This is a genomic window from Desulfomarina profundi, assembly GCF_019703855.1.
GTDB classification, from domain to species: Bacteria; Desulfobacterota; Desulfobulbia; order Desulfobulbales; family Desulfocapsaceae; genus Desulfomarina; species Desulfomarina profundi.
The window spans coordinates 3,598,172-3,612,592 of the sequence record NZ_AP024086.1; the positions used below are offsets into that span (position 1 = coordinate 3,598,172).

General features: G+C 47.7%; 14 protein-coding genes and 1 pseudogene. 6 read left to right on the top strand and 9 right to left on the bottom strand.

Annotated elements, in window-relative coordinates; translation table 11 throughout:
* Positions 1–98: 98 nt before the first annotated feature.
* From selD to yedF, 3 genes are read left to right on the top strand one after another with little or no spacing between them, the layout of a single operon-like run.
* Positions 99–1,154 carry a selenide, water dikinase SelD gene (selD, locus tag LO777_RS16540; protein ID WP_228854946.1) on the top strand — a complete coding sequence of 352 codons (1,056 nt, stop codon included), beginning with the start codon at positions 99–101 and terminating at the stop codon, positions 1,152–1,154.
* 13 nt (positions 1,155–1,167) lie between these two features.
* Positions 1,168–1,452, top strand: coding sequence for a sulfurtransferase TusA family protein (locus tag LO777_RS16545; RefSeq protein WP_228854947.1), 285 nt, complete (start codon positions 1,168–1,170; stop codon positions 1,450–1,452).
* Complete coding sequence (yedF, locus tag LO777_RS16550) at positions 1,446–1,772, top strand: sulfurtransferase-like selenium metabolism protein YedF (RefSeq protein WP_228854948.1); 327 nt, start codon at positions 1,446–1,448, stop codon at positions 1,770–1,772. Before LO777_RS16545 ends, yedF begins: the two co-directional genes overlap by 7 nt.
* A 13-nt stretch (positions 1,773–1,785) precedes the next feature.
* On the opposite strand, the pseudogene LO777_RS21245 reads toward yedF, so the two are convergent.
* The 8 genes and pseudogenes from LO777_RS21245 to LO777_RS16590 form a co-directional block, all read right to left on the bottom strand.
* Positions 1,786–2,765, bottom strand: a pseudogene (locus LO777_RS21245) (NAD-dependent epimerase/dehydratase family protein).
* Between the two features lie 72 nt (positions 2,766–2,837).
* The gene (locus tag LO777_RS16560) at positions 2,838–4,025 is read right to left on the bottom strand and encodes a glycosyltransferase family 4 protein (RefSeq protein ID WP_228854949.1); all 1,188 of its coding nucleotides are present in this window, start codon (positions 4,023–4,025) and stop codon (positions 2,838–2,840) included.
* A complete protein-coding gene (locus LO777_RS16565; RefSeq protein ID WP_228854950.1) occupies positions 4,015–4,830 on the bottom strand; it encodes a class I SAM-dependent methyltransferase in 816 nt (271 codons plus the stop codon). Before LO777_RS16565 ends, LO777_RS16560 begins: the two co-directional genes overlap by 11 nt.
* Complete coding sequence (locus tag LO777_RS16570) at positions 4,808–6,484, bottom strand: glycerol-3-phosphate dehydrogenase/oxidase (RefSeq protein WP_228854951.1); 1,677 nt, start codon at positions 6,482–6,484, stop codon at positions 4,808–4,810. Before LO777_RS16570 ends, LO777_RS16565 begins: the two co-directional genes overlap by 23 nt.
* Before the next feature lie 68 nt (positions 6,485–6,552).
* Positions 6,553–7,137, bottom strand: coding sequence for a flavodoxin family protein (locus tag LO777_RS16575; protein WP_228854952.1), 585 nt, complete (start codon positions 7,135–7,137; stop codon positions 6,553–6,555).
* 473 nt (positions 7,138–7,610) lie between these two features.
* Positions 7,611–8,123: a PEP-CTERM sorting domain-containing protein gene (locus LO777_RS16580; protein ID WP_228854953.1), complete on the bottom strand. Its 513-nt coding sequence runs from the start codon at positions 8,121–8,123 to the stop codon at positions 7,611–7,613.
* Entirely contained in the window at positions 8,078–8,287 is a 210-nt protein-coding gene (locus LO777_RS16585; protein ID WP_228854954.1) for a hypothetical protein, read from the bottom strand. Before LO777_RS16585 ends, LO777_RS16580 begins: the two co-directional genes overlap by 46 nt.
* Before the next feature lie 223 nt (positions 8,288–8,510).
* Complete coding sequence (locus LO777_RS16590; protein ID WP_228854955.1) at positions 8,511–9,707, bottom strand: amino acid aminotransferase; 1,197 nt, start codon at positions 9,705–9,707, stop codon at positions 8,511–8,513.
* A 471-nt stretch (positions 9,708–10,178) separates the two neighbouring features.
* On the opposite strand from LO777_RS16590, the gene LO777_RS16595 reads away from it, so the two are divergent.
* Entirely contained in the window at positions 10,179–10,679 is a 501-nt protein-coding gene (locus LO777_RS16595) for a hypothetical protein (RefSeq protein ID WP_228854956.1), read from the top strand.
* A 173-nt stretch (positions 10,680–10,852) separates the two neighbouring features.
* Positions 10,853–11,026, top strand: coding sequence for a hypothetical protein (locus LO777_RS16600; RefSeq protein ID WP_228854957.1), 174 nt, complete (start codon positions 10,853–10,855; stop codon positions 11,024–11,026).
* 60 nt (positions 11,027–11,086) lie between these two features.
* On the opposite strand, the gene LO777_RS16605 is transcribed toward LO777_RS16600, so the two are convergent.
* Complete coding sequence (locus tag LO777_RS16605) at positions 11,087–12,166, bottom strand: potassium channel family protein (RefSeq protein ID WP_228854958.1); 1,080 nt, start codon at positions 12,164–12,166, stop codon at positions 11,087–11,089.
* A 106-nt stretch (positions 12,167–12,272) separates the two neighbouring features.
* Here LO777_RS16605 and LO777_RS16610 point away from each other — a divergent pair, with 106 nt between their 5' ends.
* Positions 12,273–14,396, top strand: coding sequence for an acetate--CoA ligase family protein (locus tag LO777_RS16610; RefSeq protein WP_228854959.1), 2,124 nt, complete (start codon positions 12,273–12,275; stop codon positions 14,394–14,396).
* Positions 14,397–14,421 lie beyond the last annotated feature (25 nt).

Genomic DNA, 14,421 nt, shown 5'->3' on the forward strand with positions numbered 1-14,421 from the left:
GAATCTACGGCATCCCTGATCACTTACAGGGGTAAGGTAGGGGAAAACACAGAGTTACAAATCCTGTGACCAGCTACCGCAAAAGAACACAGTAAATCATGACAACACAACACAACAAACCCATCCGGCTGACCGAAAGCGTCTCCGGATCCGGCTGAGCATCAAAACTCGCTCCAGGGGACCTGGACAAGGCATTATGCGGTATTGATTTTCCCAGCGATGAGAATGTTCTTATCGGTCTCGACCGGGCTGACGATGCCGGAATATACCGAATCAGCGATGACCTGGCCCTCATCCAGACCGTTGATTTTTTTACACCGATTGTCGATGATCCCTTCGCCTTCGGCCAGATTGCCGCGGCCAACGCCCTGAGTGATGTCTATGCCATGGGTGGTGTCCCGAAAACTGCTATGAACCTGGTGGCTTTTCCAGGAAAGGAGATGGATCTCTCCATTCTCCGGGCAATCATCGAAGGTGGCATCGACAAACTGAAAGAGGCGGAAGTCGTCCTGATGGGCGGACACAGCGTGGAAGACAAGGAAATCAAATTCGGGCTGTCCGTCACCGGCATCATCCATCCCCGTAAGATTCTTGCCAAAAAAAATCTGCGGCCGGGAGACAGGCTGATACTCACCAAACCCCTGGGGACAGGGATTATCAACACTGCCATCAAAGCCGCCATGGCACCGGCGGAACTCTGCAACAGGGTGACCAGGATCATGGCGACCCTGAATCGCAGAAGTGGTGAGATTATGGAAAAATTTGACATAAGTGCCTGTACGGATATAACCGGTTTCGGCCTGCTGGGCCACCTTGCCGAAATGGTATGCGGCTCCGGCAACAGCGTCACGATCAACTCAGGTGATATTCCACTTATCCCGGAGGCCATTGATTTTGCCAATATGGGTTTTGTTCCAGCAGGCGCCTATAATAACAGAACATTCAGGGAAGAGATGATCACCTTCAATCCGCAGGTACCGAGAACTCTTCAGGATATCCTTTTTGATCCCCAGACCTCGGGAGGATTACTGATCAGCGTTCAGGAAAACCAGGCGGAAAAACTACTGAACGCCTTGAAGGAAGGTGGTGTTGAAGGAGTCGCACAGATTGGTGAAATTGTCTCCGGTCCGAAAGAAAAAATAGAAATCAAGTAGAACAAGGAAAAAAATGAAAACGATTGATGCCCGTGGCCTGGCCTGTCCAACCCCGGTTCTTGAGACAAAAAATATCCTGGAAACAAAAAAACCAGACTCAATCCGTGTCACCGTTGATAATCCAGCCGCCCAGCAGAATGTCCAGCGGTTTCTGGAATCCCGGGGCTTTGAAACCCTCCTCGAGCAACAGGGTGATGATTATTTTATTTCCGGCTCACGGGATTCAGCCCCCCGCAACAGACTGAAACACCGACCTCTCCCGTTTCAGCAGAAAACAACATTCAGAAAATCATGGTAATGTGCGGCACTGATTCCCTGGGTTCCGGCGACAGGGAACTGGGCGGAAAACTGATGACCAGTTTTTTGCGCACCCTGGAAGAGATGGGTGAGGAACTGTGGCAACTTGTTTTTGTCAACAGCGGTGTCAAGTTGGCCATAGAGACCTCGGAAGTGCTGGATGACCTGAAAAGGCTTGAAAGAAATGGTACGACCATCCTGGTCTGCGGTACCTGCCTGACCCACTTCGAGCTGCTGGAGAAAAAACAGGTGGGAGTCACCACCAACATGCTCGATATCGTCACGGCCATGCAACTGGCCGACAAGGTGATTAACGTCTGACCTCCATAAATTATCAGAGCAAACCCTCGGATTTATACCATTCAGCAGTATTACGCAGACCTTCCAGTAGACCGACTTGAGGTGTATAACCAAGGAGTGTTTTGGCCTTGGTTATATCAAATGACCGGCTTTTAGTAAAAAAATCGACCCGTCTCCTGTAAATGGGGGGTTCGATTCCCAGGGGAATACAGATTTTCTCGCAGAGGCTGCCGGCCAGCTGAAAGGGCAGTGCGGGAACATGGACTTTCAGCTCGGAACTGCCGTTTATACGGGCAATTGTATCGAGCAGGGCATTCAGCTGAAGATTTTCATCTCCGCCTATTATAAAGGATTCGCCTATTGCTTCCTCCCTTTCCGAGGCAAGAATAAACCCATCCACCAGATCATCAATATAGACCATGTGATAATATATTTTCCCGGTTCCGATCACAGGCGTCACCTTCTTAACTGCCAGCTTGAAGAGCTTCAGCAACCGCATGTCACCGGGGCCATATATTGCAGTGGGGCGTACCACGGACAGGGCAAGATCATTTTTCCGGGCAAACTCATGGGCAAACAGCTCCCCTCCAGTTTTGTTCTCTGGTAAATATCGGCAGGTGCGTAGGGAGAATCCTCCCGCGCAGGCGGTTCCTTGACATCACCATGCACACCCACGGTACTGCAATGCACAAATCGTTTAACACCATTTTCTACTGCGGCCTCCAGGAGATAACGGGTGCCCTTGACATGGATATCCCGGTAATCCTGATCAACGGAACCGGCTGTCCTGAACATTGCGGCAATATTAAAAACCTTTTCACATCCGGCCACTGCCCTTTCCACTGAACCCCTGTCCCGGATATCCCCTTCAATGACTTCAAGACTGCTGCTCTCCGGCAGCATAACCCTTGCAGCTGACCGTACCAGCAATCTCACTTCATGGCCGTCCGACAATAATTTTTTACTGAGATTATGACCTGTAAAACCGGTTGCCCCGGTAACGAGAATTTTCATTTTTCCGTTCTGTTCTTTTCTTGATTATATACGAAACTCAAACTGACATTCGCGTAGCAGGATATTTTCAATTCATTGCATGTCATCAATAACACCTTGGTAAAACGCTTTCAATTTTTTCCGAAATGACCCAATAGAATGGTTTTGCTCTGCCACTTCCCTGCCTTTTTTGCCCAGTCTTTCCCGGAGGTCCTTGTCTTCAAGCAAAGTAACCATAGCCGCAGCCATGCTTTCTGCAACCGGTTCCACAAGGCAGGCAAACCCGTCATCCAAAACCTGGGTATGAGTTGGCAACCTGGTCGCCAGAACCACCTTGCCGGAGGCAAGGTAGGAATACAGTTTCATGGGTGTATTGTTTCCCTGGATTCGAGGAGAAAGCAGGATATCAGCCTGCCTCAGATAGTGGGCAAGAAGGGACACCGGCCGCATACCGCAGAAAACAGTATTTTCTCCGATTTCCAGATCCTGTGCCTTTTCCCTGTATTTGGCTATCGTTTCCTCAGTTCCACCGATAATCACCAGGTTACCCTGGCATCCCCGCAACCGGGCCAGTTGGAAACTTTCCAGAAGCAGGTCTATTCCCTGGTATCCTTCAAGGTTCCCCACGTAGAGCATAATTGGTCCGGAAATGTCGTATCTTTCCCACAGCAGTTCAGCCGAATGGGCATTTTCATCCAGCAGACTGATGTCCTCCAGCCTGGCAATTCTCTTTTCAGAGGCATAGTCCCGAGCAATCTCCTCCAATTCACGGCACACGGCCATAACCCCGTTACTGCCCCGGACCGCACTTCTTTCAAAAAACCTGAGTAGCGAACGAAAAGGACGAAGAAAAGAAAGCTTGTCAACCATCTGGATAACAAGAGAAGAATCCATATCATACACATATGGAATTCCTGAAAAAAGAGAAACAACCCTGACAAGAAAAACCGACTCCTCCACCGCATGAACCAGGTCAAAATCATATTTTTTCAACAGACGAACCATGGAAAAAAACATCACTCCGTCGCAAATGATTTTTTTGAATGATATGGAAGGAGGAATGTTCTTAATTCCTGGAATTGCCGGAATCCTGTGCAAAGTCACACCGTCCATGGCCACGTCCTCACCCTCGTGAAAAACAAGCAGATGAACATCAAAACCAAGGCGGGCCAGCTCTTCCACCAGCAATTTCACGGCAATGGGTGTACCTCTTTCCTGGAAAAAGGGTTGGGGGGCAAGGACCAGTATTTTTCTGTCCGTAAAAACTGTATCAGCTGTCACCACCATTTCCCCCACTTTGCTTCTTCAGGTCTGCACGGACAATAACAGGAGAACCAAAAAAATACGTTGCCCCCGTCAACCTGCAACACCCCTCTGCAAGGGTGGAAAAGAACCTGTTTTTAACCTTCCGATGAACAACCATCGGCAGAAGGAATTCGGGCCTGAACACAATTTCGCCACAACCATTCTTTCGGAATTCCGCGGCTATCTCACCCCTGGAAAAGAGGGTAAACGGTCGTGTATTCCCCTCCATCTTCTTTTTCATACCGAAAAACTGTTCATAGAGAATATTGGTACTTCTTCTATCAGGATAATCAACAATAACACATCGCTGTGCCACCCGGCACAGTTCCGCCATCAGCTCCCGCCACCTTTCGGCATGGGGAAGATAGCGAAATGCCATGACCACCTCAAAACTGTTATCATCAAAGGGCAGGTTGAGAGAATCACAGGTAAAATACTCAAAACTGTCGGGCGCAAGACGCTGATCAAGACGCGTTCTGCAGCTGTCGGCACTACCGGTTACCGTCACATCGAACCCTTGGTGAACAAGTGGTTCGGCAAGCTGTGCGTGACCTCCACCCACATCAAGAATTCTTGCCTTAGGTAATTTTGCAAGCAGGTCCAGAGTTATTGCACTCTGCCTTTCAAGAAAAAATTCACCGGCGACACCTTTGAACCGTGATGCGTAGTCGGCTGAAGCCGTCTCTATATCCGCTGTTTCCGGAAACATGTTTATCTTCCCTGCTCTCTCATCTTCTGTCTCTGGCTCCATGACAGTTTTATGATTTATTCCATGTAACATAACAATGCTCCACCTGCGCGACCTGTGAAGCTTCCTCCTCTTTACTCCAGCCCAGCACCCTGCCCATAATCCGGGCAAGGTTCTGAAGAACATGTAGTGGAGGGCATTCTGCGGAGCCAAGACATGACCTCCTGAACACCACGTCAGCCAAGTTGCTCGCCATCTCTTCAGCAATAAAATAAAGGACTTCCGCCTCAAGAAGAAGCGGACTGTCACTCACCCGCTGAACCTTACCATCCCGAAACCCACCACCCTCCACCAGGAAGGCAAAAACATCCCGCCAGACCGGACCGTAAACAGACTGTAGATGAGAACGAAGCTCTAAATATTCTTCTCCAAGCTCACGGATCAGGGGACCGAAATCGGGCTTGAGGCTTTTTCGGGTGTCCGCATACGCTGCCGGTGATTTTTCAGGGAGCATCTTCAACCTGCGAATACCGGCCAGGACCCGTCCTGCGATATCAGGGGCAGTTGTGTATTTTACGCCCTTGATGGTAATAAGTCCTTTCAGGCCACCGTTTTTCTCATGAAAAAGGACTTCCGAAGATTTATTCAACTGAACACTGTCAGGTTTTTGGGTGTCCGCCTCCTTCATAGGCAGAACCCCGCCATGATAAAAAGTCACATCGTCCATGGACAACTGTCCCGGAGGATAGATCTTGTTGATCTCTTCCAGAACCTCATTAATATCATCTTTTCCGAGAGAAAACTGATCAGCCGGACCTGTCCAGGGCTTATAGGCTGTACCGATCATTGTATACTCTTCGCGCCAGGGGACAAAGAAAAAGAGCCGCTTTCCCCGCTTGATCACAGCATCCCTGTCCACATAATCGGTATACCCTTCAAGCCCCACGGCATAGCGTTTGAACAGCTTTTTTTTCACTACAATATTAATAGCAGTGGCCCATTTCTGCCCGACCAGTCCGGATTCCATGCCGGAGAGCAGGCCTATCTGCGGCCCACTGGCGTTGACCGCCAGGGAACAGGACAGGGTGAACTCACTGTTATCGAGAAGATCCCTGACCCGCAGCCCGCAAAGACTATTTCCACTTTTCTCCAACGAGAGGACTTCCATGTAATTTGCAACACATCCGCCATATTTTGCACTTTCCCTGACAAATTCGAAGGTCAGCCGCTCACTGTTCTCGGCAATGGCATCATACCAGACAGCACCACCCGTGAGATTGTTTTCATCTATTCCCGGAATAATCCACCTGCATTCATCAGCAGAAAGAGAAGTCCCGGCGGGAAGGTGATTTTTTCCATCCAGGCCTCTATTTCTGTCAAAGGCGACGAGGTCATAAACCCCAAAGGCGAGACGCATCATTTCCCTGCCCCTGATACCATGACCATAAGTTGGCATAAGACAGGCCAGAGGCTTGACCAAGTGGGGTGCAAAGGACATCATTGCCCTTCTGGAGACAATAGATTCACGCATCCTTCTAAAATCCCCATGCTGAAGATAACGGATGCCACCGTGGATAATTTTCAGGCTGTTGGCGGACGTGGCGTGCCCGAAATCCCCTTTTTCCAGCAGGGCAACAGTGTAACCGGCCCTGGCCGCCTCCAAGGCCAGGACCGCACCATGAATACCTCCTCCGATGATGACCATATCAAAATGAGTCGTCACCAGGCGTTCTCTTTCTCTTTTCATATCAACTGATTATTAAAATAAATCGAGATCAAAGCAATCGCAAATCTGCCCATGGCCACCAAAGATAATCATCTTCCGTCCCTGATGGCCGACACAATCTCCCGACCAAAATCTGCTGCTTTTTTTATCTCTTCCGGATGGTCAAGAACCGCTTTTCTCTTGTCCACACCCTTGATGAGTAAATCACCGCCATACTCAACATCCATGGCATCAAAAATATAACGGCTGGTCAGAACCGAGCAGTCAAAAATCTTCGCTCCCCTGGTGGCTGCAGTAGAGAGCAGATAGCCTTTTCGCATCTCATCTTCACGACATCGTTCCTTCAGCAGATACTTTCTGGCCCACCTGGCCTGCATTCTGTCGCCGAAAATCTTGCACTGGGCAGAAAGACCATAAAAATAAACAGGACTGACGAGGAGAATAGAATCTGCCACATCGACCAGCTCGTACAGTCCGATCATATCATCTTTTACCACACACATGCCGCTTTTATCACACCCTCCACAACCCTGACAAGGGCGTAGAGACAGGTCATTGAGTCGAACATATTCCACCGAGCCGCCATTTTCTTCAAAAACGGAAGCCACTGTTTTTGCAATTGTTTCACTGTTTCCGTTTTTTCTGGGACTTCCGAGCAGAACAAGCATTTTCATGGAATATCCTCCTTTTTTCCGTAGGGTGTCTTGAAAAACAAGAATTTTCGTTTGAGGTCAAGGAACAGGGAAATTAAAAAGTGCTCCATGTTGGGCTATATGAGCATTTTTCATTTTCCTGTGACGCAGAGATTGGGCGAAAAAGCAATTTTTCAAGGTGGCCCGTAATCAATAATAACGGGAAATTTTCATTGTTCGTTGCACCCAAAGGGTATAAATACCCAAAAGGCATGAATGAGTCAGTTGGTTTATCCTGAAGTTGTAACAGCTTCAGGAATAAGGAAAATCCCCTCCAGACGGGATAGTATGCAGATTAGCCTATTTTGGCAAGCATGATGATGAAATCCTTTTGAAAAAAACAGAGGCAGCCACAGACAAAAAAAGAGGCAGCACCCTGCGCCCTGGGGTGTTGCCTCTTTCAGAGTCTCCTTGCTTTCTGCAAAGAGAACCCGTTTTTATCGTTTGACAGCCGACTATTTTTTCCTTCTGCCAAAACCGGCAAGGCCGACAAGGCCTGCACCGAACAGCAGCATGGTGGCCGGTTCAGGTACCGGAGCCGTTCCCCCACCAATGACATCATTATCACACCATGGAGCATAGGCGACAAAAAAACTGTCCGGGTCAAGAATTATATTAAAATTCGAAAAATCATAAGTAATATTATAGCCGGATTGAGTTGCCCCAAAAGAACCGTTCAAAAGAGTCAACGAACCGTCGTCGTTAATACCATTGGGGTTACCTGTTCTGTTAGTAGTTGCAAACGTGTATGTGTAATTATCAGCCACACTATATAAACCATCATCAGGTACATTCCCTGTAGAAACACTATTACGCTCACCACCATCATGGACAAAATAATCCCAGCTGTCCCACGCACCATCTGTCGAGATAAAAAGAGAATCAAATGCCTGACGATAAGTACTATCGTGCAGAACAATTGTTACTGATTCAAGATAGTTGCCGATATCATTATATGTAACATCCATATGATCAATCTTGGGGTGCCCCACTCATCACCGGCAATAGGTGAAGTATAACCAGGCCAGTTCACCCAATTATCTTCATAAGTCAATGTCGTAGCAGAAGCCATTCCGGCTCCCAAAGCCGTTGAGACAGTCAAAGCTAAGGCAGCAATCAGTTGTTTTTTCATGTTTTTCTCCATTTGTCTTGAAGTATACCAAAAAATCTTTTTTAAACATCAAGCAATAATCGGTCCAGTTTTATTTTTTTAAAGATTTTCTTTTATGATAACCTTTTACAAACAAATAAAGCACTGGCGTGAAACTGAAAACAATCTCAAAAAAAGTTCTGTAACACGTATCTTTTCCGATAAAGCGGAAAATACAGGGTCTTAAAACCGCCCAGCCACCTTTTTACCGCTGCAAGGCTTCTGCTATCGCATCACAGACATATCCGATATTTTTTGAGGTCAGTCCAGCCAGATTAATCCGTCCCCCGCCCACTACATAGATACTTTTATTTTCTCTCAACCAGTCCACCACCTCCGCTGACAAACCACTGAAGGAAAACATACCCCGCTGCCGGGCGATATAGGAAAAGTCACCCTCGACACCTCTTGCCACCAGTCCCTCAACCAGGGCCCTGCGCATATCCCTGATCCGTTCCCTCATGCCGCCAAGTTCCTCAATCCACAGGGAATAAAGTTCGGGACGATCAAGAATCGTTGCGGCAACAAGCCCTCCATGTGCAGGAGGATTTGAGTAGAGAACACGAATAGTGGTTTTCAAATGACTGAAAGCAACAGCAGCTTCTTTTTGCGTTGGACAGATCAGTGTCAGAGCCCCGGTCCGCTCGTTATACAGGCCGAAATTTTTAGAAAATGAACTGGCTACCAAAAAGTCCCCACCAAGGGCTGCAAACTGTTCAACTGCAAAGCGGTCCGCTTCAACACTCTCCCCGAATCCCTGGTAGGCAAAATCAAGAAACGGTATCCAGCCCTTTTCATTGCTTATTGCCGCAATCCTGCGCCATTGCTCCCTGTCAGGGTCAACTCCGCTGGGATTATGGCAACAGGTGTGCAGGAGAACGACATCTCCGCCGGGAATATTTTCCAGACTGGCTGTCATTCCGTCAAAATCAAGTTGTCTGTTTTCCGCATCATAATACGCATACTGCTCAAGTTCAAAACCGGCGGCAGAAAAGACTGCATTGTGATTTGCCCATGTGGGAGAACTCAACCAAACCTTTGCATCCGGATAAAACTTTTTCAGGAGATCGCCGCCAACACGCAGAGCTCCAGTTCCCCCGGGGGCATGAGCGGTAACCGCACGACCGGAATTTATCACTTCATTTTCCTCGCCAAAAAGAAGCTTCTGGACATTTTTTCCATATCCGGGATCACCGGGAATTGGCAGATAACTTTTTGTTTTTTCTGATGCCAGCAATATTTTTTCAGCCTCTTTCACACAGGAAAGAACAGGAGTATTTCCTTCATCATCCTTGTAGACTCCAACACCGAGATTCACTTTTTCCGGATTTCCGTCCTTTTTGAAAGCATCCGTCAGTCCGAGAATGGAATCAGCCGGTGCCGCTTCTATGTTTTGCCACATATTGCCTCCGAATTTTTTAAAAATTTATATAGACAGGTTAATCTTATTTCCGTTATCCATAACAGCCAACAGTACAGAAATCATACGGTTCGCCGCTTATGATTCACGAGTATAAGGTAATGAAAATTCCTAAATTCATCTAATGTCTGTCCAGAAATGAGATTTTTTGTTCGAGTTCAGGTAAGCGTAGACTCCGAGGAGCATAGAATAATAAAAAGCGCATCATATTAGGCATATGTGAGTATTTTTATTTTTCGTAGCACGCAGAAATCGGGCAAAAAGGCCATTTATGGACAGGCACCATCTAAGCATAAAAACAGACCACGATAAATTCAACCTGTATTCACAACGTACTGCCAACATCAAAAGCCTGAAAAAAGCCCTGTTTTCTTCCTTCTATTGATATTTGCTCCAACAATTGGTAGTAAATCAATTCTGTCAGCCTTAACCTTCAACACTGTTCTCCGAAAAATGAAAAAACTATTAATCACCTTTTTTCTTCTCTTGTGTCTGGCGATCACTATTCTTGCGACAGTAGACCTTGCTCCCTACCTGCAATCTTCTGCTGAACCTTCAAGGGAAACGGATGCCATCCCTGCACATATACCTGAAAAAGCAACCTTTTCTTCCCAGGCAGAGAAAAAAGAAGTTGCTCTGGTCAAACCCGAGTTTTCCACGAAAAAAGAAAAAAAATCAAAAAGAATAATCACTCTGGACAAACCAGTCAGCGATATTCCCGTAAAACCGGAAGAACCTGCCGCAACAACACCTGACAAACTGCAGGCAACAGCTGTACCATCGAAACCACAACAAACCGAAAACCAGACTCCACCGGATCCGGGGCTGAATATACCAACATACTCCCGGGGCTTTATCCCTACTCAGTTCTCCTGGATACATTTGATGAAAAAAATACTGTTGTTGCCGCAGTCACCACATACAGGGAAAAAGGACTCTCCCCCTACTGGGTAAAAGTCAACCTGGGAAAAAAAGGAATCAAATACAGACTATTTACAGGTTTTTTCCCTACAACAGCTGCGGCCACAACCTACCTTGAAGAACATAATATAACAGGCAAACCCATAAAACCGACAAAATACACAGCACTGGTCAGCCTCTTTGACAAAACACAACCACTTGAGGATATGAAAAACAAACTTAAAACCTTCTGTTATCCTTACAGTATACAATCGGAAACAGGCCCGTATTTCCTCTTTGTCGGCAGTTTTTACACAATCAATGGAGCAACAGAACAGTGTGCAGAACTGCACACAGAAAACATCCCCTGCATTGTAATAAAAAGAGGTATCGGCAGGTAGAGTATAGGATTTCCTTATCCTGTACCTGCCCGGAAAAGACTATTTATGAACAGGCACTATCTAGCCGATAGCCTTTGCCATTCTCCTTACTTCCTCCCTTTTACCGATCACAACGATGACATCACCGGAATCAAACTGTTCGTCGGGACCGGGATTGAATATCATCTCACCGGACAGTTTTTTTATGGCCACTATGATCACTCCGAAATCCTGCCTGAGCTTACTGTTCAGTACCGTCTTTCCGGCAATGGACGAATCCCGGGCAACAACAGCTTCTTCCATTTTCAACCCCAGTTCGTTGTTCATCAGTGTCTGGTCAAGAAAATCTATCACTGTAGGTTTCTGAAGAATTCCGGCCATCCTTTCTCCACCGATCTGATAGGGACAGACTACCCTGGAGGCCCCGGCCCGCAGAAGCTTGTTCTCATTACTGACATCGGATGCCCTGGCAAGAATAAAAATATCCGAGCGCATACCTTTTGCCGACAGGGCAATAAAAACATTATCTGCATCAGAACTGACTGCGGTGACCAGCCCCCTGGCCTTGTCAAGGCCAGCTTCGACAAGGGCCTCATCCGAAGTGGCGTCCAGATTCAGGTAAAGAATATCCTCCGCCTCAAGCACCTCAATCTGCTCCGGGTTCTGTTCGATGACTACAAGGGGTATTCCAGCCAGTTTCAGTTCCTGTACTATTATGGAACCGATCCTTCCATATCCGCAGACAATATAGTGATCCTTCAGTGCCGCAATCTGCTTTTCCAATTTTCTTCTCCCCAGAATTTTTCGCAGTTCACCTTCAACAAAGATCCTGGCTACCTGACCAAGGGTATAGGTAAGTAAGCTGATTCCACAGACTATAATGATAATGGTGATTCCCCTGCCCATGGGAGAAAGAGGTCTCACCTCTGAAAAACCGACAGTACTGATGGTAATCAGGGTCATATAGAATGCCTCGAAAAACGGCATATCCTCAACCATGACATAACCGACTGTACCAAAGGCAATGGTTGCCAGAAGGAAGAATAACGATATTTTCAGTTTGGAATAATCCAAGTTCATCATACCGGTAAAGTTTCGGGTTTGATGCGGAGTTTTCTCCGCAAAATCTGTTTTTACCATGAAACTGGGCTGCCAGGCCAAACAATTCTCCCGGAATTGTAAAGATTTTCTTGAAAAGAGTGGCTCCTGGCGTATCATTAATAATAGATCGATACCATCATTCAAATTAAGCAGAAAAGGAGAATCAATGGACAAGCTTGATGCCATCTTCGCACCGGAATCGGTTGCGGTAATCGGCGCCTCAACAAAGAAAGGCAAGGTCGGTCACGATATTTTTGCCAATATCCTTTTCGGCGGATACAAGGGGACCCTGTACCCCGTCAACCCGAAGGCTAAATCGATTCTCAGCGTTAAATGTTACACATCGATTGCCAACATTCCCGATCCCATAGACCTGGCCATGATCATCCTCCCCCCGAAACTCGCCCTGCAAGCTGTTGAAGACTGCATTGCCAGGGGAATCAAAGGTGTTGTCATTGTCTCAGCGGGCTTTAAAGAGGTAGGCGGAGAAGGTCTGATTATTGAACAGAAAATCCATCAGATGTGCCAACAGGCCAATATCAGAATAGTCGGGCCCAACTGTCTTGGAGTCATCAACCCGTCTGCCGAAGTCTCTCTGAACGCCAGCTTTTCAAACAGAATGCCGGAATCCGGAAATATCTCCTTTATATCCCAGAGCGGCGCGCTCTGTACAGCAGTACTCGATTTTGCAGCCGACAAGGGATTCGGATTTTCCAAATTTATCTCCATCGGTAACAAGGCCGATGTGGACGAGCTTGATCTCCTCCGTTATTACCATAAGGATCCGGATACAGATGTGGTCATGATCTATATGGAAGAACTGGCCAGGGACCCGGAGCAGTTTATCCGGGAGGTTCGTGAGATCACCTCCGGTGCCAACCCTACCCATGTTCTCGCCATCAAATCAGGAACCTCGGACGCCGGTGCGCTGGCAGCAGCATCCCATACCGGATCTCTTGCCGGACCCGATGCCATCTATGATGCTATTCTTGCCCAGGCGGGAATTATCCGCTGCCAAACAGTGAATGAACTCTTTGACTATGCCCAGGTCTTTGCTTCAAAAAAGGCACTTCGAGGTGACAAAATCGCCATTGTCACCAACGCGGGAGGCCCCGGAATTATCGCAACTGACATGAGTGAAAACTCCGGCTTGAAACTGGCACAATTCACCGATGAAACCATCAGGGAACTGCACAGGTACCTGCCGCCAACTGCCAATTTTCATAACCCGGTGGACGTGATCGGTGACGCTGCAAGGGACAGGTATGAAAACACCCTGGCTACCGTAATAAGCGACCCCGGAGTTGATGGGGTACTGCTCATTCTGACACCCCAGTCCATGACAGATGCCGTGGGCACGGCCGAAGCCATTGTCAATATCGCCAGGAATTCGGTCAAACCGATTATCTGCTGTTTCATGGGAATCGTTGATGTCTCAGATGGGGTCAAACTACTGCAGAAAAATCACCTGCCGGTCTACCACTTCCCCGAAAGTGCCGCCAGGGCAATGGGCGCACTCTACCAGGGAACAAAATGGCTCTCCAGGAGAACCCTGCCCCAGTATGACATACAATATGACAGCAAAAAAGCAGAAGAAATCATTAATTCCTGTCTTGAAAAAGAGCAATACATCCTTGGTGAACTTGACGGCAGCAGAATTCTGCAATGTTATGGTTTCAATACTCTGAAGATGGAACTGGCAACCAGCAGGGACGAAGCGGCTGACCTGGCTGAAACAATCGGTTTTCCCGTGGTCATGAAAATCGTCTCCTCCCAGATCCTGCATAAATCGGAAGCAAACGGTGTCAAGGTGGGTCTGGAAACCGCGGAAGAGGCCAGGGAAGCCTTTACCGAAATCATGGCGGACGCGGCCGCCTATGATCCAGCTGCCGAACTTGATGGTGTTCTGGTTCAGCAGATGGCTCCATCCGGTACTGAAGTGATCCTGGGTGTCAGCAAGGCGCCCATGTTTGGACACGCCGTCATGTTCGGCCTGGGAGGAGTCTTTGTGGAAATATACAAGGATGTGGTGTTCAGCCTGGCTCCCCTGGGCCGCAACGTTGCCCGACGCATGATCAAACGAATCAAAGGCTACCCGATTCTTACCGGTTTCAGGGGCCAGCCACCGGCCGACATCGAAATGCTGGAAAAACATCTGGTCTCGCTCAGGGCCATGGTAACCCATCATCCCGTTATCAAAGAGCTGGATATCAATCCGCTCTTTGTTCATGCCGAAGGAGAGGGAACAACTGTTGCCGATGTCATCATCACCCTGGAGGACAAATCTTAACCCGATTAAGTGAAACAGCTCCAGA